Genomic DNA, 20,980 nt, shown 5'->3' on the forward strand with positions numbered 1-20,980 from the left:
TGCAGAAGCGCAAAGCCGGTTGCGAAAACGACACTGCCGGCGCGAGGCCGGCAGTGTTTAACGAAGACGGGAAAGGCTGACGCTTACTTCTTGTCCTGCCCGATCTCGTGATTCGCCATGATCTCGAGCGCGCGCACCATGCCCGAGTGATCCCACGCCTTGCCGCCGTGCGCGGCGCACGCATTGAACAACTGCATGCACGTCGACGTGTTCGGCAGCGCGACGCCGAGCGATTGCGCCGTCGCGAGCGCCAGATTCAAATCCTTCTGATGCAGCTCGATACGGAAGCCCGGATTGAACGTGCGCTTCGTCATGCGCTCGCCGTGCACTTCGAGAATGCGCGACGACGCGAAGCCGCCCATCAGCGCGGTGCGAACCTTTTCGGCATCGACGCCGGCCTTCGATGCGAGCAAGAGCGCTTCGCCGACCGCCTCGATGGTCGCCGCGACGATCACCTGATTCGCGACCTTGCAGACCTGTCCCGCGCCGACTTCGCCGATCAGCGAGATGTTCTTGCCCATCAGGTCGAAGAGCGGCTTGACCTTGTCGAACGTGGCTTGCGCGCCGCCGACCATGATCGTCAGCGACGCGGCCTTCGCGCCGACTTCGCCGCCGGACACGGGCGCGTCGAGATAATCCGCGCCCTTTTCGCGCACTTTCGCCGCGAATTCGCGCGTGGCGATCGGCGAAATCGAGCTCATGTCGACGACGATCTGACCGCTCTTCAGCTTGCTCGCGACGCCGTTCTCGCCGAACAGCACGCGTTCGACGTCCGGCGTGTCCGGCACCATGATGAAGATGACGTCGGCCTGCTCCGCGACGGCCGCGGGCGAATCACAGGCCGTGGCGCCCGCGCCGGTCAGATCGGCGGGCACGCCGCTGCGCGTGAATGCCGCGAGCTGGACGCCGCCCTTGAGAAGATTGGCCGCCATGGGATTGCCCATGATGCCCAGTCCGATGAAGCCTGCCTTTTGCATGTATCGCTCCTTGATGTCGATTTTCGATGCCGGTTTGTCGAGCGCGACGCTCAGTCCGGGATGAAATGTTTGCGCACGCCCTGCGCCGCGTTTCTGAGCATCCCCAGATCCGCGCACACGGCGACGAATGTGCTGCCCATTGCCAGATAGCGCTCGGCGTCTTCCTGCACGGGCGCGAGAATGCCGCTCGGCTTGCCGGCCGCGTGCGCGCGCTCGAACACATGTGCGATGACCGCCTGCACGTCCGGATGGTTCGCTTGGCCGATGTGACCGTACGATGCCGCGAGATCCGACGGTCCGACGAACAGCGCGTCGACGCCTTCGACCGCGATGATCTCGTCGATCGCTTCGACCGCCGCGCGGCTCTCGATCTGCACCGCGACGCTGATATTGTCGTTCGCGACCTGGAAGTAGTTCGGAACCGTGCCGTAGCGATTGCCGCGATGCCCGACCGACACGCCGCGGATGCCCTGAGGAGGATAACGCGTCGCGGCGACGGCGCGCTCGGCATCGGCGGCGCTGTCGACGAACGGAATCAGGAAATTGACGACACCGCCGTCGAGCAGCTTCTTGATCGCGACGGGATCGTTGGCCTGCGGGCGCACGACAGGCGCGCTCGGGCTGTCTTTCAGCGCCATCAATTGCGGGATGAGCGTGAGCGCGTCGTTCGGCGCGTGCTCGGCGTCGAGCAGCATCCAGTCGAATCCGACCACGCCGACGAGTTCGGTGACGATCGGACTCGCCAGCGACATCCAGCATCCGATCAGCCGCTTGCGCTCGCGCAGCGACGTTCGGAATGTATTGGGCAGCGGTTGATATGGTGACGAAGACGGCATGATGCCTCCCTGTGACGACGGCGATCTGATTGGAAAGCGGCGAGTCCGAACTCACGTAGTTATCGGACGTCTTAACACAGGGTACTGTGGAAACGCGGGAAAACGACAGCGGCGTAAACCCTGCATTCCCCTAGTTTAAGAGATTTCTGCTAAGAATCGTCTAATTCTACTTATACGATGTCTTATATCAATTTGCAGGACATGCGGGCTGCGTCGAATTGACGAAGCGTTCCCCACGCAGGAAGATGCGTCGTCGGACGTCCCCACGCGCGAGGCTTATCGCGCCATGCGCGTCGACCGATCCTAAGCGAAGCCAAGACGTCCGACAACGGGCGTAAACGCCGCGCTTCCCAGAACAATATCCATCAGCAGCGAATCACCATGGCCAGTCTCACCGATAAAGTCGTCGCAACCCTGATCGAGGATATCGAACGCGGCGTTCTCCGTCCCGGCGACAAGATCCCGACCGAAGCCGCGCTGATGAAGCAACTGTCGGTGAGCCGGTCCGTGGTGCGCGAGGCGGTGTCGCGCTTGCAGGCGGCGAACGTCGTGGAAACGCGGCACGGCGTCGGCACGTTCATCCGCTCGCCCGAGGAACGCGAATCGGTGCGTCTCGCGGATGCCGACCTGTCGAACCTGCTCGACATCATGGCGATCATCGAATTTCGCATCGATCTCGAAGGCGCCGCCGCCGCGCTCGCCGCCGGCAGGCGCACCGACGCGCATCTGAAGCAGATCGCCGCCGCGCTCAAGCGCTTCGAGGAGCAACTCGCGAACGGAAGTACGGACGTGCTGCAACACGACGTCGAGTTTCACTTGCAGATCGCGCGGGCGAGCGGGAATCGCTATTTCCACGACGTGCTTAGTCAGATGGGACGCGGCGTCAGTCCGCGCACGCGGCTGCGCAAGGCCGAAATCGCGGAGCTGGATCAGATCGAACGTCTGCGCTGTGTGCTGAGCGAGCACAAGGCGATCTATCAGGCGATCGTGCGTCAGGATCCGGACGATGCCCGCGCCGCGATGCGCATGCATCTGAGCAACAGCCGCGAACGGTTGAGACACGCGCATGGCGCTGCCGCCTGAATGAGCGCCGATGTTTTGGGCAGTGCCGCCACGTTGTCTGAGTAAACAAAAGAGTTCGTATGTATACGTGGTAGTAGTTAACAAGCTCGCCGCAAATCGGTGGATAACTGGCAATGCGCTTTTTACGTCAGAGGTTTACCGCGCCGACAACTCCGGTATGGCGGGCGTGGTTTCGGCCTGAACTCGGGACAACTTTCGCGTCGTTTCGACGGACGTCGAGTTGTTCAGAAAGCGCCAACAGTTAACGCGACGATGTGCCAACAAGGTTGTCCACAGGACGATGGCTTTGCATGAACCGAAGTCCGCGCGCGGAACGCCGTTCGAAGTGTTCGCGACGTTTCTCAAACTCGGCCTGACATCGTTCGGCGGACCGGTCGCGCACATCGGCTACTTTCGCGCTGAATTCGTCGAACGCCGGAAATGGCTCGACGACACGAGCTTCACCGATCTCGTCGCGCTATGTCAGTTCCTTCCCGGGCCGGCGAGCAGCCAGGTCGGAATCGCGATCGGCTTCGCGCGCGCGGGATGGATCGGCGCGCTGGCGGCATGGACCGGCTTCACGTTGCCGTCCGCGATTGCGCTGATTCTCTTCGCCCTCGGCCTGGCGCACTCGGCGCAGCTGATTCACTCCGGGATCGTGCACGGTCTCAAGCTCGCGGCGGTCGCCATCGTCGCGCAAGCGGTGTGGGGCATGAAGACGTCGCTGTGTCCGGACCGGTTGCGGGCCGGCATCGCCGTGGCCGCCGCGTTGATCGCGCTGACCGTGCCGTCGGCCGCCGGGCAATTGGGCGCCATCGCGTTCGGCGGAATCATCGGCTGGCGGATGTTGACGCTGACGCATCTGGCGTCGGCGAAGCATCGGCGATATGGCATCGGCAGAACGCAGGGCGCGATGCTGCTCGCGGTTTTTTTCGTGCTGCTCGCTTTGCTGCCGGGCGTCGCCGGTTGGACCGGCGCGAACTGGCTCGCGATGGCGTCGATGTTTTACCGGTCGGGCTCGCTCGTTTTCGGCGGCGGGCACGTCGTGTTGCCGCTGCTTCAGGCGAGCGTCGTGCCGAACGGATGGGTGCCCAACGATGTTTTTCTCGCCGGATATGGCGCGGCCCAAGCCGTGCCGGGGCCGCTCTTTACCTTCGCCGCGTTTCTGGGCGCGGTGATGCCCGCGCCGCTCGGCGGATGGATCGGCGGTTTCGCGATGCTCGTCGCCATGTTCCTGCCCGCGTTTCTGCTCGTGCTCGGCGCACTGCCGTTCTGGGAGACGTTGCGTCAGCGGGACGCGATACAGCGCGCGATGGGCGGCGTGAACGCGGCGGTCGTCGGCATTCTCGGCGCGGCGCTGTACGACCCGGTCTGGACGAGCGCCGTGCATTCGCGTGCGGATGTCGCGCTGGCGTTGGCCGCGTTCGGTTTGCTCGTCGTGGGGCGCGTGTCTCCGGTGATCGTCGTGGCGCTGACCGCGATCGGCGGATGGGTGATCGGCGCGTGAAAATGAAAAAGGTCCGCGACATGCGCGGACCTCTTTATTCTTTTTCAGCCGATCAACCGACCTTATTCCACCGTCACCGACTTAGCCAGATTGCGCGGCTTGTCGACATCCGTCCCGCGCGCACACGCCGTGTGATACGCGAGCAACTGCAGCGGCACGACGTGCAGGATCGGCGACAACGCGCCGTAATGCTCCGGCATGCGGATCACATGGATGCCGTCCTCGCTGACGATGCGCGTATCCGCATCCGCGAACACGTACAGTTCGCCGCCGCGCGCGCGCACTTCCTGCATGTTCGACTTCAGCTTTTCGAGCAGCGCGTCGTTCGGCGCGACGGTCACGACCGGCATCGCCTCGGTGACGAGCGCGAGCGGCCCGTGCTTCAGCTCGCCCGCCGGGTACGCTTCAGCGTGGATGTACGAAATTTCCTTGAGCTTCAACGCGCCTTCGAGCGCGATCGGATAATGCAGGCCGCGGCCGAGGAACAGCGCATTCTCCTTGCGCGCGAACTCTTCCGACCACGCGATGATCTGCGGCTCCAGCGCGAGCACGCTGTTCAGCGCAGCCGGCAAGTGGCGCAGTTGCGTGAAGTACGCCGCTTCGCGCTTCGCGTCGACGTGACCGCGCATCTTCGCGAGCGTCACCGCGAGCACGAAGAGACCGACGAGCTGCGTCGTGAACGCCTTCGTCGATGCCACGCCGATTTCGGTGCCCGCGTGCGTCAGGAATGCGAGTTCGGTCTGGCGCACCATCGCGCTCGTCGCGACGTTGCACACGGCGAGCGTGTGCTTGTGGCCGAGCGACTGCGCGTGCTTGAGCGCGGCGAGCGTGTCGGCGGTTTCGCCCGATTGCGAAATCACGACGACCAGCGCCTTTGGATTCGGCACCGATTCGCGATAACGATATTCGCTCGCGATCTCGACCTGCGTCGGAATCTTCGCGATCGATTCGAGCCAGTATTTCGCCGTCACGCCTGAGTAGTAGCTCGTGCCGCACGCGAGAATGAGAATGCTGTCGACCTGCGAGAACGCGTCGCGCGCCGCTTCACCGAAGAGGCTCGGGCTGAACTCGTCGGCTTGCGGAATCGTGTCGGTGATCGCGCGCGGCTGCTCGAAGATTTCCTTTTGCATGAAATGGCGATACGGCCCGAGCTCGACCGCGCCGCCGTACGCCGTCACCACGCGCACTTCGCGCTCGGCGGGTACACCTTCGCGATCGACGATCTTCACGCCTTCGAGACCGATCTCGACAACATCGCCTTCTTCGAGGAACGCGAAGCGGTCCGTGCTGCCGGCGAGCGCGAGCGCATCGGAAGCCAGGAAGTTTTCGCCCTCGCCCACGCCGACGACGAGCGGCGAACCCTGACGCGCGCCGACGACCGTATGCGGCTGATTCCGGTGCATCACCGCGATCGCATACGCGCCGTGCAGTTGCTTCACGGCCTCGCGCACGGTTTGAAAGAGATCGCCGCGATACATGCTGTGAATCAGATGCGCGATGACTTCGGTGTCCGTCTGCGACACGAACTCGTAGCCCTTGCCCTTCAGCATTTCGCGCAGCGACTCGTAGTTCTCGATGATGCCGTTGTGCACGAGCGCGACGGTATCGCGCGAGAAGATCGGATGCGCGTTGTCGGTGACGGGCGCGCCGTGCGTGGCCCAGCGCGTGTGCGCGATGCCGGTCATGCCGCCGAGGTTCGTCTCGCGCACTTGCGCGTCGAGATCGGATACGCGCGCGACGCTGCGCGCGCGGCGCGGCTCGCCGTTGCTCAGAACGGCCACGCCGCACGAGTCGTAGCCGCGATATTCGAGCCGGCGCAGACCTTCGACCAGCACCGAGACGATGTTACGTTGCGCTACCGCGCCGACAATTCCGCACATGGACGTTCTTCCTCTGAGACTTGCATTCGAAAGCGCGATGCACGATGCGCCGCGCGCGTTGGGCTGAATCTGACGTACAGCCTTACGACTTCTTCTTGACCGGGCGCACGTAGCCCGTCTTGCTCACTTGCGACTTCTCATTGAGCACCAGCTCGCCTTCGCCAACGTCCTTCCATACTGTCGTGCCGGCCGCGATCGTCACGCCGCGGCCCACGCGCACCGGCGCGACCAGTTGCGTATCCGAGCCGACGAACACGTCATCCTCGATCACCGTGCGATGCTTGTTCGCGCCGTCGTAATTACAGGTGATGGTGCCCGCGCCGATGTTCACGCGCGCGCCGACATCCGAATCGCCGATATAGCTGAGATGGTTCGCCTTCGAGCCGCGCCCGAACACCGCATTCTTCACTTCGACGAAGTTGCCGACATGCGCTTCATCGCCGAGCGTCGCGCCCGGACGCAGCCGCGCGTACGGACCGAGCACGACGTTCGCGCCCGTCTTGCCGCCTTCGATGTGCGTGTACGCATCGATTCGCGTGCCCGCGCCGATGGTCGCGTCGCGGATCACGCAGTTCGGGCCGATCGTCACGTTGTCGGCGAGCGTCACGCGTCCTTCGAACACGCAGTTCACGTCGATCGACACATCCGCGCCGCATTCGAGCGTGCCGCGCACGTCGATGCGCGCCGGGTCCATCAGCGTCACGCCCGCATCGAGCAGCGCGTTCGCGACGTTGCGCTGATGGATGCGCTCCAGCTCCGCGAGCTGGATCTTGCTGTTCACGCCGAGCGTTTCCCATTCGGCGTCCGGCTGCGCGGTGACGACTTCGACGCCCGCTTCGATCGCGCGCTCGACGACGTCCGTCAGATAGAACTCGCCCTGCGCGTTGTTGTTCTTCAGCGACGCGAGCCACGATTCGAGCGTGCGCGTCGGCGTGATGACGATGCCCGTATTGATTTCCGCGATGCGCCGTTCTTCCTCGCTCGCATCCTTTTGCTCGACGATCTTCTTCACCTTGCCCGCGGCGTCGCGCACGATGCGCCCGTAGCCCGTCGGATCGCCCACGTTCACGGTCAGGACGCCGTAGCGCTCCGCGCCCGCGGCGGCGATCAGACGTTCGAGCGTGCTCGCACGCGTGAGCGGCACGTCGCCGTACAGCACGAGCGTCGGAACCGATGGATCGAGCAGCGGCAGCGCCTGCTGCACGGCGTGTCCCGTGCCGAGTTGTTTGTCCTGCAGAGCGAACTGGACGTCCGGCGCGCCGACGGCCTCGCGAACCTTGTCCGCGCCATGTCCGACGACGACGACGAGCCGCGTCGGCGACAGCGTGCGCGCCGTATCGATGACGTGCGCGAGCAGCGGTTTGCCCGCCAATGGATGAAGCACTTTCGGCAGGGCGGAGCGCATGCGCTTGCCCATGCCGGCAGCCAGAATCACGATGTTCATCGCTGAAAGCCTTGCTGGTATGACGAGCCGCCAATTTATCACGCGGCTCTTTGGCGCAATGCGGCGAAACCCACGCTGCGCCTTATTGGATAAAGGTTACAGGTCGTCGAACTGCACAATTGAAACCGTGCCGGACATTCCTGACGGTTCGGTCGCACACGGTTCCTCGTCGAACGCGATATCGCCTTGCGGATCGGCCTCGCCCGTCGCGCGCAGTCCGGCGAACGGGAAAAGTTTGCTGTCCATCAGATGCGACGGCACCACGTTCGACAGCGCGTTGAACATGTTTTCCACGCGCCCCGGAAAACGCTTGTCCCATTCTCGGACCAGCGCCTTCATTTCTGCGCGCTTCAGATTCGGCTGGCTGCCGCACAGATTGCACGGAATGATCGGGAATTCGCGCAGTTCGGCGTATTTTTCGAGATCGACTTCCTTCACGTACGCGAGCGGACGAATGACGATGTTCTTGCCGTCATCGGATTGCAGCTTGGGCGGCATGCCCTTCAGCTTGCCGCCGTAGAACATGTTGAGCAGCAGCGTCTGCAGGATGTCGTCGCGATGATGTCCTAGCGCGATCTTCGTCGCGCCGAGCTCGCCCGCGACTCGATACAAAATGCCCCGGCGCAGTCGCGAGCAGAGCGAACATGTCGTCTTGCCTTCCGGCACGAGCCGCTTGACGATGCTGTACGTGTCCTGATTCTCGATATGAAACGGAATGTCGAGCTTGCTCAGATATTCCGGCAGCACGTGTTCCGGAAAGCCCGGCTGCTTCTGATCGAGATTGACGGCGACGATCTCGAAGTTGATCGGCGCGCGCTCGCGCAGGCGCATGAGGATGTCGAGCATCGCGTAGCTGTCCTTGCCGCCGGACAGGCACACCATGACCTTGTCGCCTTCCTCGATCATGTTGAAGTCGCCGATCGCCTCGCCGACCTGGCGCGCGATGCGCTTGAACAGCTTGTTGTTCTCGTACGCTTCCTTTTGCTGGCGCTTCGTCAGCGCCTCGCGCACCGGCTTTTGCGCTTCTGCGGTTTCGGCTGCGGCTTCGATCGTGTCGCGCGCGTTCATGCTCGTTCCTCTTTGATGCGGAAGACTTCGACGCCGACCGCGTCGCAATCGGGATAGACGTCGGGCTTTTCCGTCGACACGGCCACGGCGCGCACGTTCGGATGCGCGAGCAGCGCGGCCGCGACGTCGTCGCACAGCGTTTCCTGCAAATGGATGTGTCCGCGCTTCACGCGCTCGGCGATGGTCGAGCGCATGAAATCGTAGTCGACGACTTCGGCGAGCTTGTCGGCGACGGGCGTCGACAGCGCGAGCGGCACGTACAGCTCGACGTTGATGACGACACGTTGCTCGCCGCGCTTTTCGAAGTCATGCACACCGATGTTGATGCGAACTTCGTAGTTACGCAGAAAAAGCCGCCGGCAATCGGTCAGCCGGGGATGCGAAAGTGCGGCAAGCATGTTGGTTCCAATATTCAGTGGCGCGTTTCAGGACTTTTGCGCGCCGATCATGTACATGACGTCGCGCGGACTCGGCACGAGATGCTGGCCGCCGTCGACGACGAGCGTCGTGCCGGTCACGCCGTGCGCGTTCGCGAGATAACACGCGGCCTGCGCGACGTCGTCGACCGTCGATGCGCGGTTGAGCGGCGTCACGCGATGCGCCGTCTCGAACGACGCGGGCGTCTGGCCGGCGGAAATCAGCGTCAGACCGGGCGCGAGGCCGACGACGCGCAGTTTCGGACCCAGCGCCTGCGCGAGCGCGATGGTGGCGTTTTCGAGCGCCGCCTTCGTCAGCGTGTACGACAGGTAGTCCGGGTTCATGTTGTACAGCTTCTGATCCAGCACGTTGATGACGACGCCGCGTTGCGCGTCATCGACGGTTGCGGACTCGGGCGTGATCTCGTGCAGCATGCGCGCGAGCGTGAGCGGCGCCGCGACGTTGACGGCGGTCATCTCGAGCAGCTTCGCGTAGCCGAAGTCGATGGCCGTATCTTCGTCGAAACGCGACGCGCAGTTCACCACGCAGTTCAGACCGCCGAACGCTTCGGCGCACGCCGGCACGAGCCGTTCTACCTCGGCCTCGACGGCGAGATCCGCTTTCAGTGCAACCGCGCGGCGCCCGAGCGACTCGATATCCGCGACGGTTTCGCGCGCTTCATGCGCCGAGTGGCCGTAATGCACGGCCACATCCCAGCCTTGCCGCGCGAATTCGAGCGCGACGCCGCGCCCGATGCGTTTCGCCGCGCCGGTCACGAGCACGGCGCGCGCACGCGAAACGGAACCGGATGACGACGTGTTGACGGAAGAAAACGGCGTGGAAGCGCTCATTTACAATACTGGGATGAATCCGAATGCCAGACAATCCGATAGTTTACCTGCTCCGGGCGCCGACGCGCTCGCGCAGTCCGAAGCGCTCACCGACCTGATCCGCGGGCGCATTGCCGCGGCGGGCGGCTGGTTGCCGTTCGACCGCTATATGGACCTCGCGCTGTACGCGCCCGGCCTCGGCTATTACGGCGGCGGAGCAATGAAATTCGGCCGCCGCGCGGAAGACGGCAGCGATTTCGTCACCGCGCCGGAACTGTCCCCGCTTTTCGCGACGACGCTCGCGCGGCCCGTCGCGCAGGCGTTGCAACAAAGCGACACGAAGCAGTTGATGGAATTCGGCGCGGGCACCGGCAGGCTCGCGGCGGGCTTGATGAACGCGCTCGCCGAACTCGATGTGGCCTTCGACAGCTACACGATCGTCGATCTTTCGGGCGAGTTGCGCGAACGTCAGCGCGAGACCATCGAGAAGGACGCGCCGGCGCTCGCCGCGAAGGTGAAATGGCTCGACGCGCTGCCCGATGCGTTCGAGGGCGTCGTGATCGGCAACGAAGTGCTCGACGCGATGCCTGTGCGTTTGGTCGTGCGCAAGCTCGGCGCGTGGCACGAGCGTGGCGTCGTGGCGCTGAACGACCGCTTTGCCTTCGATGACCGGCCGATCGCGCCGGACGCGCAGGTCGAACTGATCGATGCCGCCATCGATGAAGCCAACGACGAGCCTTTTGCCGAATATGTGACGGAGACGCACGAGGCCGCGCTCGCGTTCACGAAGACCGTCTGCACGATGCTTGTGCGCGGTGCGGCATTTTTCATCGACTATGGTTTTCCGCGACGCGAGTTCTATCACGCGCAGCGCGCGGCGGGCACGCTGATGTGTCACTACCGGCATCGCGCGCATTCGGATCCGTTTCTGTATCCGGGATTGCAGGACATCACGGCGCATGTCGAGTTTACGGGCATCGCGGAAGCAGGCGTCGAAGCGGGTGCGGATTTGCTCGGATTTACGTCGCAGGCGCGGTTTCTGATGAATGCCGGCATCACCGATGTGCTCAGCGATCTCGATCCCGCTGATGTGAAGCGCTTTTTGCCTGCTGCGAATGCCGTGCAGAAGCTGCTTTCGGAGGCGGAAATGGGCGAGTTGTTCAAGGTGATCGCGTTTTCGCGCGGCATTCCCGGAATGCTGGATGCGTTTTCGGCCGGCGATCGGTCTCATACGCTATGAGTAAGCGATCATGATCCGCTGGCTGCTCACTACGTTTATCGCGCTCGCGATTCTTTCGGGGTCGCTGCCGTGGCTCAAGAAGATCGGCATCGGGAGGCTTCCCGGAGATTTCACGCTGCGGATATTTGGGCGGGAATATTCGTTTCCCTTTATGTCGACGCTGCTGTTGTCGGTTTTGTTGTCGTTGATTGCGCGGGCGCTTTGAGGGTTTTTTGCTTTTGCTTCTGCTTTCGTTTTCGCCGGATCCCGTTTTCGTGTCGGTCTATTAGCACTGCCCCTGTGCGGGGCGGCACTCACTTTCTTTGCTGCTGCAAAGAAAGTAAGCAAAGAAAGCAGCTACTGACACGCCCGCGGTCACACGCAATTTGGGTAGTCCTCTCGTCCATCGTGGGCTGCCTAAAGAGTGCCCTCATAGGCCCCATCGGGCTTGGCTCGCGCACGGTCTGCCACATCGCACCACACACCAAACTGGTTCAGCACCAAACAGCTCCAGCCCGCTTCGCGGCCGACCGGTGAATCGGGTCTGCGTGTGCTTCGCTACTAACGTCTCAATCTCGCTGCACTTGCCGCACGTTGGTTTCCCTTGCATACCCGGCGGCAGCGCGTAGCGCTGTGCCGAAGCTCTTTCGTGCTGAACCGGCGTTCTCAACGGTTTCGGGCGGCAGACCGTGCGCGAGCCAAGCCCGGTTATTGTGATGAGGGCACTCTTTAGGCGAGTGCCGCCTGGGACGAGAGAACTACCCAAATTGCGTGTGACCGCGGGCCTGAAAAGCTGCTTTCTTTGCCTACTTTCTTTGCAGCAGCAAAGAAAGTAGGTGCCGCCCCGCACAGGGGCAACGCTAATAGACCGACACGAACACGGGATCCGGCGAAAACAAAAAAACTAACGAACCGCAGGACAAAGCAAAACAAAGCAAAACAAGAAGCCGTCAAACCCCCAAAGCGCCTTTCACCGCCGCGACCCGCGCATCATGCACGGCATCCTTGATTTTGGAAGGATTAGAAGCAAACGCCTGCGCAACGGCCCCGGCATCGACCGCACGAGCCGCAACCAACGCTTCCCGCAAACGTTCAGCCTGCGGATAAGCCTGCTGCTCCAACCCAAGCCGCCCACGCGCATCCGCGACACAAGCCTGTAGCGCTTCAGCAAACCGCGCAGGCTTGCGTATCGCATCCGATCGCTCGAACAGCCTGACGAGCGCCGCCGCGCCCATCTCCATCACGCGATGAATATTCCCGTGCTCACGCGCGACGAGCATCGCCAGATCGCGGCATTCGTTCGGCACGCGCAAGCGCTCGCACAAAGGCCGCAAGAGGTCGACGCTGCGTCCCTCATGGCCGATATGCCGCGGCAAAACATGCTCCGGCGTCGTCGCCTTGCCAAGATCGTGCGTCAGCGCCGCGAAGCGCACCGGCAACGCGAATCCCTGCGACGCGGCGTAGTCGAGCACCATCATCACATGCACGCCGGTATCCACTTCCGGGTGATAGTCCGCGCGCTGCGGCACGCCCCACAACGCATCCACCTCCGGCAGAATCCGCGCGAGCGCGCCGCATCCGCGCAGCACGTCGAACATGCGCGACGGCTTCTTTTCCATCAGCCCGCGCGACACTTCCTGCCACACACGCTCGGCGACGAGCGCATCGACTTCGCCCGCCGCGACCATCCGCTTCATCAGCTCGGCGGTTTCGGGCGCGACATCGAAATCCGCGAAACGCGCCGCAAAACGCGCGAGTCGCAGAATACGCACCGGATCCTCGATGAACGCATCGCCGACATGCCTGAACAACTTGTTCTTCAGATCGCTCTGCCCGTCGAACGGATCGATCACCGGACCGGTCAGCTCGCCCGCCGGCGTGACTTCGCGCGCCATCGCGTTGATCGTGAGATCGCGGCGCGCGAGATCTTCCTCGAGCGTCACATCCGGCGAAAAGTAGAACTGGAAGCCGTGATAACCCGCCGCCGTCTTGCGCTCCGTGCGCGCGAGCGCGTATTCCTCGTGCGTCTGCGGATGCAAAAACACCGGAAAGTCCTTGCCGACCGGCCGATAACCCTGCGCCACCATCTGCTCGGGCGTCGCGCCGACGACGACGTAATCGCGATCCACCACCGGCACGCCGAGCAATTCGTCGCGGATCGCGCCGCCGACTGCGTAGATGTTCATCGCGCTTCCTCGCGCGCGCCGTCGATCCACGCCGCGACCGCGGGCAGCGCCGTCACGCGCTTCGCATAATCGAGCGACGTCGCGCTCAGTTCAGGCGCGTAGGTGTTGAAGCGCATGACGACCGGGGCGAACATCGCGTCCGCGATACCGAACTCGCCGAACAAAAACGGCCCGCCCGATTTCGCCAGGCACTCCGCCCAGATCGCCTCGATGCGCGCGATGTTCGCGAGCGCGCCCGGCGTCGCGCCCGCGCCCGGCGCGCGCGTCGTGATTTCCATCGGCATGTTCTCGCGCAAGTCCGCGAAACCCGCGTGCATTTCCGCGCTGATGCTGCGGGCGCGCGCGCGGAGAGCCGCATCGCGTGGCCACATCGCGTGTTCGGGATGCGCCTCGGCGATCGTTTCGACGATCGCGAGCGACTCCCACACGGAATCGCCCGCATCGGTGATGAGGCACGGCACCTTGCCGGACGGCGACACTTCGACAATCTTCGCTTTCGTGTCGGGCTGGCCGAGGCGGATCAGCGTCTCTTCGAACGGGATGCCGAAATGTTTGAGCAGCACCCACGGGCGCATCGACCAGGAAGAATTGAACTTGTCACCGATAACGAGTTTCATGCGATCACAAAAAGAAGATTAACGATGCGCGGTTGCGCGATATCCGTTGAAGCGCGAGCGCGGCGAGTTGCCGCTCAGATACAGCGGCGCGATGGTCTCGATGCTCGCCGGCTCGTCGATGCCCAGTTCCGGCGCAAGCGGCCCGCTCGCGATGCTCGGCGTCTTCATCGAATCGAGATTGTCGCGCGAGATGACGGGCTGGCCGGGCGCCATTTCCATCGTCATCGCCTGCAGGCGGCCGAGGCTCTCCGGCAGCTTGATGATGCGCGAATGCTTGCCGATGGTCGCGCCCGCGAAACGCACCAGTTCCGCGAGCGTGTAGACGCTCGGCCCGGCGAGCTCGTAGACATGGCCATTGGCGGCGTCGAGATCGAGCACGTTGACCATCGCCTTCGCCACGTCGCCGACGAAGACCGGCTGAAACTGCGCATCGGCACAAGCGAGCGGAATCACCGGGAACATGCGTTCCAGAAACGCAAACTGATTCAGGAGATTGTCCTCCGGACCGAACACGACGGAACTGCGAAAGACCGTCCAGTCGAGTCCGGATTCTCGGACGATCTTTTCGCCGTCGCCCTTCGAACGCAGATACATGCTCGGGCCCGCCGGATCGGCGCCGATCGCGCTCATATGCAACAGACGCCGCACGCCCTTCGCCTCGCACGCGGCGGCGATCTTGCGCGGCAGTTCGACATGCGCTTTCGCGAACTCCGGCCCGTACGGATCGTCGCGCCGTCCCTGAAGAATGCCGACGAGATTGATCACGGCATCGCTCTGATCGATGAACGCGGCGAGTTGCACGGGATCGTGCACATCGGTCTCGATGACATCGACGGGCAACAGCGTGAGATGCGCGGCGTTCGAGCGCCGTCGCGTCGCGACGCGCACGTTCTTGCCGAGATCGACGAGCGCATTGACGAGATGGCTGCCGATGAATCCCGAACCGCCGATCAACGCTATATGTTGGTGTCGCATAGTTCGCCTCTTGGGTCGCGGCCTGACGAATGCGGCTTCAGTTCAGAACGCCGGCGCAGAAATGAAAACGCCCGCGCGTCCTGTCGTTCGACGCGCGGGCGTGAAGCTTCGTTTCAGACGGTCAGGGTGCGATGTAGCCCAGACGCGCCTTCAACGACTGCGGACGGCCTTCGAACAGCGCCGCGTAATAGACGGTGTTCGACAGCACGTTCTTCACGTAATCGCGAGTCTCGGTGAAAGGGATCGTTTCAGCAAAAACCGCGCCCTCGACGGGTGCGCGCAAGTCCTGACGCCACTGCTTCGGCCGGCCCGGCCCCGCGTTGTAGCCAGCGGTCGCGAGCACGGGCGAGTTATCGAATTGATTGTAGATCATCGACAGGTAATTCGTGCCGAGCAGGATATTGGTGTTGATGTCGTTCATCTGCGCGCGCGACACCGTGCCAAGACCGATCTTCTTCGCGACGAGTTGCGCCGTGCCCGGCATCAGTTGCATCAGGCCGCCCGCGCCGACTTCCGACCGCGCGTTGATGATGAAACGCGATTCCTGACGGATCAGCCCGTACGCCCATTCGATGTCGAGATTGGTGTCCTTCGCGTCGCGCTCGACGATATCGCGGAACGGCGACAGATAGCGCAGCGTGAAATCGTGCTCGGCTTTCGTCTTGTCGGCGGTGTTGACCGTGCGGTCGAACATCTCGATGCGCTTCGCATACTGCGCGGCGGCGAGCAGTTGACGATCCGTCATCGTGCGCAGCGGCCAGTTCCATTCGCGGTTGCCTTCGAGCCGCATGTTCAGCGCGTAGAAACGCTGCGACAGCGCGAAGCCCGGCACCGATTGCATCTGCTCGATCTCGGCGTCGGACACCGTGGTGCGCGGCGGCACCGTGATCTTCTGACCGAGCTCTTCGAGCGCGAGCTGGCCGTAGAAGTTGTATTGATCGGCGATGCTCTGGAATTCCTGATTCGCCGCGGCCGTATCGCCGGCCTGCTTCACGGCGCGCGCGTGCCAGTAGACCCACGACGGCTGGGCGCGCAGTGTGGGCGGCATCTGTTCGATGGACCAACGCACCATGTTCCAGTCGCCGATGAGGAGCGCGCTGCGCGTGCGCCATTCGTACGCCGGGTTGGACAATTGCGCGTTCGCCGACAGCCGATACCAGTCGGCCGCCGACGGCATGCGCTTGATCGCCGCCTGATAGCCGATCGTGCCCCAGCCGGTCGCGCGCTCCGCGGGCGTGAGACTCGGCGCGACGGAACTGAACGTGGCGGCGGCCATCGCCGGATCGTTGCGGGCGAGGCGCGTGACCGCGAGCAGCGTCAGCTGATGCGCCGGCGTGTTGGGCATCACGCCGCGCGCGAGATAGAGCGGCGGCTTGTTGACGGCGTCGTCGAAGAGCGAATCCTTCGGCTTTTCCTGGCCGAGCGCGTCGACGATATTCGAACCCGTCGACGTGTAGTTCTGCTCGTAGGCAAGGCGGATCTGCTGCCAGACATCGTCGCTCGTGAACTGGCCGGACGCCGCGAGCGCGCCGATCAGATCGACGCAACCGTCGCCATACCATTTCGGCTCGACGAGCAGCGCGCGCGCCGCATCCGCGACGTTCTCGCCGCGCGACAAACGCGCTTCGAGCGCATAGCACTTGACCTGCGTGTCGTCGTTGAGAACGAAACGGGAATACTGCTGCTCGAAGTTCTTCCAGTCGTGACGGCCGCCGAGCACGACGAGATAGTCGTTGCGCAGGCGGTCCGCAATCGCCTGGCCGTCGTAGCGCTGCAGGAACGAGAGCACCGGCGCGTCGGGCGCGTCGAGGCGCGCGTGGCCCTGCGAATCGAAAAGCTGCGGCTTGATCGTGAAGTATTCGATGTAGCTCGGCGCCGGGTAATTCGGAATCTGTGCGGCGAGCATCGCGGCCTTGCCCGCATCGTTCGCGCGCGCGGCATCGCGCAGCTGCAGGAAGACGCGGTCGTCGGACGTGGGGGAGAAATCTGCATCGGGACGGACGGCGGAGGCCGTGCCGCAGGCGACGAGCGTCGCGGCGGCAAGGGCTGCGCCGACCGCGAGATATACTCGGTTGAGGCGTTTTGACATCTTTATTTCTGGAGCGCGAATGGTCTTGAACCGGGTCCTGAGATCGGAGGAAAGCATAGCACGCAACGTTTGCGACGAACCCAAGCGTGAGCCGAAAAGCGCCTTGCGCGCGACCCTTCTCGCGAAGCGCGAGGCGCAACAGGAGCAAGCCGGCCAGGACGCACGAAACGAGGCGCTCGCGATCCGTCTTCAGGAAGTGCTCGCGCGGCACGAAGCGCGCAGCGTCGGGTTTTACTGGCCGGTCGCGGGCGAATTCGACGCGCGCGACGCGCTCACGCGCTGGCTCGCCGCCGACGCCACGCGCAGCGCCGCGCTGCCGGTCGTCGTGAAACCGCACGCGCCGATGGTCTTCCACGCCTGGCGCGCCGACTCGCCGATGAAAGAAGGCCGCTACCGTATTCCGGTGCCCGCTGAAGAGAAAGCCGTGGTGCCCGAACTGCTGCTGATTCCGTGCGTCGGTTTCGATGCGGACCGGTATCGGCTGGGCTACGGCGGCGGCTATTACGACCGCACGCTCGCCGCGTGGCCGAACGGCGCGCGGCCGATGACGATCGGCGTCGCGTACCAATCGGGTCTGTGCGCGACCTTGCCGCGCGAGACGCACGACATGCCGCTCGACGCGATCGTCACCGAATCCGCTGTCTATTAGAGCGAGGCCGCCGCGCGCGCGGCCGTATCGTAAAGGCCGGAGGCGTTGCGCATCAGTTGCGCGGCCTCGCCGATCTGCTCGTTGGTGAGACCGCTTTCGCGCAGCGTCTCGATCAGGCAGGCTTCGCGCACTTCGCGATACTTGCCGCACAGCTCGCGGCCCGCCGGCGTCGCGGAAAAGAACACTTCCTTACCGGATTTCTCGCTCTGCACATAGCCGCGAGCGACGAGTTTTTTCAGCGCATACGTGGCAACGTGCGTGTCCTCGATGTTCAGCACGAAGCAGATGTCGGCGAGCTTCTTCTTGCGGTCGCGATGGCTCACGTGGTGCAGCAGCGACACTTCCACCGCCGTCATGTCCTTCGCGCCCGCCGCGGACATGCAGCGCACCATCCAGCGATTGAACGCGTTGCCCGCCATGATGAGGCCGTACTCGAACTCCGACAATTCCGCGCTGGCTTCGGAGACGAGATGCTCGGACGAAACGATCTTGGTGGGATGGCGCGGCATGGCGGTGACCGAATTGAAGTGCGTTGGAGTGTAGCGCAACGTCGATTTTGCGAGCGACGGCGCGCCTCGGCGAAAACCTGTATTGATAATTTCTTGATAATTTATTGACAATGTAACATTCTGCGACGGTGCGGCGTTCATCGAATCGACGAATTTCGCGCATCGCAAAGGCAAATTGAGGCATGACAAGACCACGTATTCATTCGCTGGGCGACTCCGCGCTCGTGTGCGAAGCCGCGCCGCCCGCCACGCTCGACTGCCAGCGCCGCATCTGGGCGCTGGCGGAGCACGCGCGCCTGATGCCGCACGTCGTCGAAGTGGTGCCGGGCATGAACAATCTGACGATCGTGTTCGATCCGCTCGAAGCGGACTACGAAACGCTCGCCGCGCAACTCGAAAGCGGCTGGGACGCGGCCGAGACGCCCGACATGGACAGCGCCGAAATCGAGATTCCGGTGCGCTACGGCGGCGCCGACGGCCCCGATCTCGCCGCGCTCGCGCAGCACACGGGCTTGTCCGTCGATGACGTGGTGAAGCGTCATACGCAAACCGAGTACGTCGTGTTCTTCCTCGGCTTCCAGCCGGGCTTCGCGTATCTCGGCGGGCTCGATCCCGCGCTCGCGATGCCGCGCCGCGCCGAACCGCGTCTCGAAGTGCCGGCGGGATCGGTCGGCATCGGCGGGGCGCAGACGGGCATCTATCCGGCGGCGTCGCCGGGCGGCTGGCAATTGCTCGGGCGCACCGAGCTGAAGCTCTTCGATCCGGCCAGAAATCCGCCGACGCTCATGCAGCCCGGCGACCGCGTGCGCTTCAGGGCGCTGGAGGTACGCGCATGATCGACGTGATTCGCGCGGGCGTGCTCACTTCCGTCCAGGATCTCGGCCGGCGCGGCTACCGGCATCTCGGCGTGAGTTCCGGTGGCGCGCTCGACGCGCTGTCGCTGGAAATCGGCAATCGCATCGTCGGTAACAAGGCGGATGCGGCGGGCATCGAGATCACGTTCGGGCCGACCGTGCTGCGCTTCAAGCATGCGACGCGCATTGCCATCACTGGAACCGATTTCGGCGCGACGCTCGACGACGAACCGGTGTATTCGTGGTGGAGCCTGCCGGTGCGCGCGGGCCAGGAGCTGACGCTGCGCGCGGCGAAGCGCGGCATGCGTTGTTATGTGGCGATCGCAGGCGGCATCGACGTTCTGCCGATGCTCGGCTCGCGCTCGACCGATCTCGGCGCGTGCTTCGGCGGCCTCGGCGGACGCGCGCTGCGCGACGGCGATCGCCTGCCGGTCGGCGTGCCGCAGCCGCACAAGGGCATCGCGTTTTCGCCGGAAGAACCCGCGTTCGGCGTGAAAGCGCCCGCGTGGTGCAAGTTCGTGCTCGTCGACGAACCCGTGCGCCGCGGACGCCATTCGCCGAGCCTCGCGTGGGCCGCCCCGATTCGCGTGCTGCGCGGCCCGGAATACGCGAGTTTCAGCGACGCCGCGCAACAGGTTTTCTGGAACGAGGAATGGACGATCACGCCGAACAGCAATCGCATGGGCTTTCGCCTCGCGGGCACGGCGCTGGAGCGGCGCGAAAAGATCGAGCTGCTGTCGCACGCGGTGTTGCCCGGCACGATCCAGGTGCCGCCGAACGGCCAGCCGATCATCCTGATGGGCGACGCGCAGACCACGGGCGGCTATCCGAAGATCGGCGCGGTCATCAAGGCTGATTTGTGGAAGCTCGCGCAGGTGAGGTTGAACGGCGGCGTGCGCTTTATCGAGACGTCGGCGGAAGAGGCGCGTCACGCGCTCGCCGACGAACGGCAATACGTAAGCCAGGTGGAAACGGCGATCGCGATGCACGAGGAACGCATCGCGCGCGCCGGCTCTTAGCAGCGGGGCGAAAGCCGCGCGAACGACGCGGCGCATACATCCAACATCCAACGGAACGAGTGCGAAAACATCATGGAAATCGATCTCAATGCCGATCTCGGCGAAGGTTGCGGCACCGATGAGGCGCTGCTCGATCTCGTGAGTTCCGCGAACATCGCGTGCGGCTGGCATGCGGGCGGCGCCACGGCGATGCGCGATTGCGTGCGCTGGGCCGTCGAGAAAGGCGTCGCCATCGGCGCGCATCCGAGCTTCAACGATCCCGAGAACTTCGGCCGCAAGGAAATGGACCTGCCGCCGGAGGAAATTTACGCGGGCGTGCTGTATCAGCTCGGCGCGCTTTCGGCGATCGCGCAGGCCGAAGGCGGACGCATCGCGCACGTCAAGCCGCACGGCGCGCTGTACAACCAGGCGGCGAGAAGCGCGGAAATCGCCGATGCCATCGTCTCCGCCGTGCACGATTTCGATCCGTCGCTGCTCGTCTTCGGTCTCGCGAACAGCGGGTTCATCGAAGCGGCGCGGCGCGCGGGCTTGATCGCCATCGAAGAAGTGTTCGCCGATCGCGGTTATCGCGCGGACGGCTCGCTCGTGCCGCGCAAGGAGCCGGGCGCGCTGCTCGATGACGAAAACGTCGTGCTCGACCGCACGCTCGCGATGGTGCGCGATCAGCGGGTGCAGGCCGTGTCCGGCGAATGGGTGCCGCTCAACGCGCAGACGATCTGCCTGCACGGCGACGGCGCGCACGCGCTCGAATTCGCGCGGCGCATTCGCGGCGCGCTGGCGGATGCGGGCATCGAAGTCCGCGCCGCGCACGCCGACGCCTGACGCCGTCAACGCAGGTTCGA

The 20,980-nt window shown here is 64.1% G+C and carries 20 protein-coding genes; 8 read left to right on the forward strand and 12 right to left on the reverse strand.

The features are described from left to right. Window positions 1-83: 83 nt before the first annotated feature. Together NCS03_RS13270 and garL are read right to left on the reverse strand one after the other, a co-directional pair. Window positions 84-1,094 carry a 2-hydroxy-3-oxopropionate reductase gene (locus NCS03_RS13270; protein WP_268811673.1) on the reverse strand — a complete coding sequence of 337 codons (1,011 nt, stop codon included), beginning with the start codon at window positions 1,092-1,094 and terminating at the stop codon, window positions 84-86. Next, window positions 1,028-1,813, reverse strand: a complete 786-nt coding sequence (gene garL / locus NCS03_RS13275; RefSeq protein WP_175979608.1) for a 2-dehydro-3-deoxyglucarate aldolase — start codon at window positions 1,811-1,813, stop codon at window positions 1,028-1,030. Before garL ends, NCS03_RS13270 begins: the two co-directional genes overlap by 67 nt. 381 nt (window positions 1,814-2,194) lie before the next feature. Between garL and NCS03_RS13280 the strand changes: the two genes are divergently transcribed. Then, on the forward strand, window positions 2,195-2,896 hold the full coding sequence (locus NCS03_RS13280; protein ID WP_008352651.1) for a FadR/GntR family transcriptional regulator: 702 nt from the start codon (window positions 2,195-2,197) through the stop codon (window positions 2,894-2,896). Window positions 2,897-3,176: 280 nt separating this feature from the next. Next, entirely contained in the window at window positions 3,177-4,382 is a 1,206-nt protein-coding gene (gene chrA / locus NCS03_RS13285) for a chromate efflux transporter (protein ID WP_250480733.1), read from the forward strand. 62 nt (window positions 4,383-4,444) lie between these two features. Here chrA and glmS read toward each other — a convergent pair whose 3' ends face one another. The 5 genes from glmS to NCS03_RS13310 form a co-directional block, all read right to left on the reverse strand. Further along, the gene (gene glmS / locus NCS03_RS13290) at window positions 4,445-6,262 is read right to left on the reverse strand and encodes a glutamine--fructose-6-phosphate transaminase (isomerizing) (protein ID WP_034473249.1); all 1,818 of its coding nucleotides are present in this window, start codon (window positions 6,260-6,262) and stop codon (window positions 4,445-4,447) included. An 82-nt stretch (window positions 6,263-6,344) separates the two neighbouring features. Further along, window positions 6,345-7,706: a bifunctional UDP-N-acetylglucosamine diphosphorylase/glucosamine-1-phosphate N-acetyltransferase GlmU gene (gene glmU, locus NCS03_RS13295; protein ID WP_008352645.1), complete on the reverse strand. Its 1,362-nt coding sequence runs from the start codon at window positions 7,704-7,706 to the stop codon at window positions 6,345-6,347. A 96-nt stretch (window positions 7,707-7,802) separates the two neighbouring features. After that, window positions 7,803-8,774, reverse strand: a complete 972-nt coding sequence (gene ttcA / locus NCS03_RS13300) for a tRNA 2-thiocytidine(32) synthetase TtcA (protein ID WP_250529250.1) — start codon at window positions 8,772-8,774, stop codon at window positions 7,803-7,805. Further along, the gene (locus tag NCS03_RS13305; protein WP_008352641.1) at window positions 8,771-9,172 is read right to left on the reverse strand and encodes a dihydroneopterin aldolase; all 402 of its coding nucleotides are present in this window, start codon (window positions 9,170-9,172) and stop codon (window positions 8,771-8,773) included. Before NCS03_RS13305 ends, ttcA begins: the two co-directional genes overlap by 4 nt. 27 nt (window positions 9,173-9,199) lie before the next feature. Beyond that, on the reverse strand, window positions 9,200-10,042 hold the full coding sequence (locus tag NCS03_RS13310; RefSeq protein WP_239295471.1) for an SDR family oxidoreductase: 843 nt from the start codon (window positions 10,040-10,042) through the stop codon (window positions 9,200-9,202). Window positions 10,043-10,055: 13 nt separating this feature from the next. Between NCS03_RS13310 and NCS03_RS13315 the strand changes: the two genes are divergently transcribed. Together NCS03_RS13315 and NCS03_RS13320 are read left to right on the forward strand one after the other, a co-directional pair. After that, complete coding sequence (locus tag NCS03_RS13315) at window positions 10,056-11,261, forward strand: class I SAM-dependent methyltransferase (protein WP_250529251.1); 1,206 nt, start codon at window positions 10,056-10,058, stop codon at window positions 11,259-11,261. Window positions 11,262-11,271: 10 nt separating this feature from the next. Continuing rightward, window positions 11,272-11,466, forward strand: a complete 195-nt coding sequence (locus tag NCS03_RS13320) for a DUF2905 domain-containing protein (protein ID WP_008352638.1) — start codon at window positions 11,272-11,274, stop codon at window positions 11,464-11,466. Between the two features lie 724 nt (window positions 11,467-12,190). Here the strand turns inward: NCS03_RS13320 and NCS03_RS13325 are convergent. From NCS03_RS13325 to NCS03_RS13340, 4 genes are all read right to left on the reverse strand, one after another. After that, window positions 12,191-13,426: a multifunctional CCA addition/repair protein gene (locus NCS03_RS13325; protein WP_175979615.1), complete on the reverse strand. Its 1,236-nt coding sequence runs from the start codon at window positions 13,424-13,426 to the stop codon at window positions 12,191-12,193. Continuing rightward, on the reverse strand, window positions 13,423-14,043 hold the full coding sequence (locus NCS03_RS13330; RefSeq protein WP_175979616.1) for a glutathione S-transferase family protein: 621 nt from the start codon (window positions 14,041-14,043) through the stop codon (window positions 13,423-13,425). Before NCS03_RS13330 ends, NCS03_RS13325 begins: the two co-directional genes overlap by 4 nt. 18 nt (window positions 14,044-14,061) lie before the next feature. Then, complete coding sequence (locus NCS03_RS13335; RefSeq protein ID WP_008352635.1) at window positions 14,062-15,018, reverse strand: complex I NDUFA9 subunit family protein; 957 nt, start codon at window positions 15,016-15,018, stop codon at window positions 14,062-14,064. 121 nt (window positions 15,019-15,139) lie between these two features. Beyond that, on the reverse strand, window positions 15,140-17,107 hold the full coding sequence (locus tag NCS03_RS13340) for a lytic transglycosylase domain-containing protein (protein WP_250520831.1): 1,968 nt from the start codon (window positions 17,105-17,107) through the stop codon (window positions 15,140-15,142). A gap of 19 nt (window positions 17,108-17,126) precedes the next feature. On the opposite strand from NCS03_RS13340, the gene NCS03_RS13345 reads away from it, so the two are divergent. Further along, a complete protein-coding gene (locus tag NCS03_RS13345) occupies window positions 17,127-17,756 on the forward strand; it encodes a 5-formyltetrahydrofolate cyclo-ligase (protein WP_250435305.1) in 630 nt (209 codons plus the stop codon). On the opposite strand, the gene NCS03_RS13350 is transcribed toward NCS03_RS13345, so the two are convergent. After that, window positions 17,753-18,265 (reverse strand): winged helix DNA-binding protein, encoded by a 513-nt coding sequence (locus tag NCS03_RS13350; RefSeq protein WP_008352632.1) that lies wholly within the window; start codon window positions 18,263-18,265, stop codon window positions 17,753-17,755. The two genes, NCS03_RS13345 and NCS03_RS13350, sit on opposite strands and share 4 nt — an antisense overlap. A gap of 182 nt (window positions 18,266-18,447) precedes the next feature. Here NCS03_RS13350 and pxpB point away from each other — a divergent pair, with 182 nt between their 5' ends. The 3 genes from pxpB to pxpA all read left to right on the forward strand — a co-directional run bounded on the left by pxpB (window position 18,448) and on the right by pxpA (window position 20,960). Beyond that, a complete protein-coding gene (gene pxpB, locus NCS03_RS13355) occupies window positions 18,448-19,101 on the forward strand; it encodes a 5-oxoprolinase subunit PxpB (RefSeq protein WP_250520832.1) in 654 nt (217 codons plus the stop codon). Further along, window positions 19,098-20,138: a 5-oxoprolinase subunit C family protein gene (locus NCS03_RS13360; protein ID WP_008352628.1), complete on the forward strand. Its 1,041-nt coding sequence runs from the start codon at window positions 19,098-19,100 to the stop codon at window positions 20,136-20,138. Before pxpB ends, NCS03_RS13360 begins: the two co-directional genes overlap by 4 nt. A 72-nt stretch (window positions 20,139-20,210) precedes the next feature. Then, window positions 20,211-20,960 carry a 5-oxoprolinase subunit PxpA gene (gene pxpA / locus NCS03_RS13365; protein WP_008352625.1) on the forward strand — a complete coding sequence of 250 codons (750 nt, stop codon included), beginning with the start codon at window positions 20,211-20,213 and terminating at the stop codon, window positions 20,958-20,960. The last annotated feature ends 20 nt before the right edge of the window (window positions 20,961-20,980 follow it).

It is taken from the genome of Caballeronia sp. ATUFL_F1_KS4A, assembly GCF_023630905.1.
GTDB classification, from domain to species: Bacteria; Pseudomonadota; Gammaproteobacteria; order Burkholderiales; family Burkholderiaceae; genus Caballeronia; species Caballeronia zhejiangensis.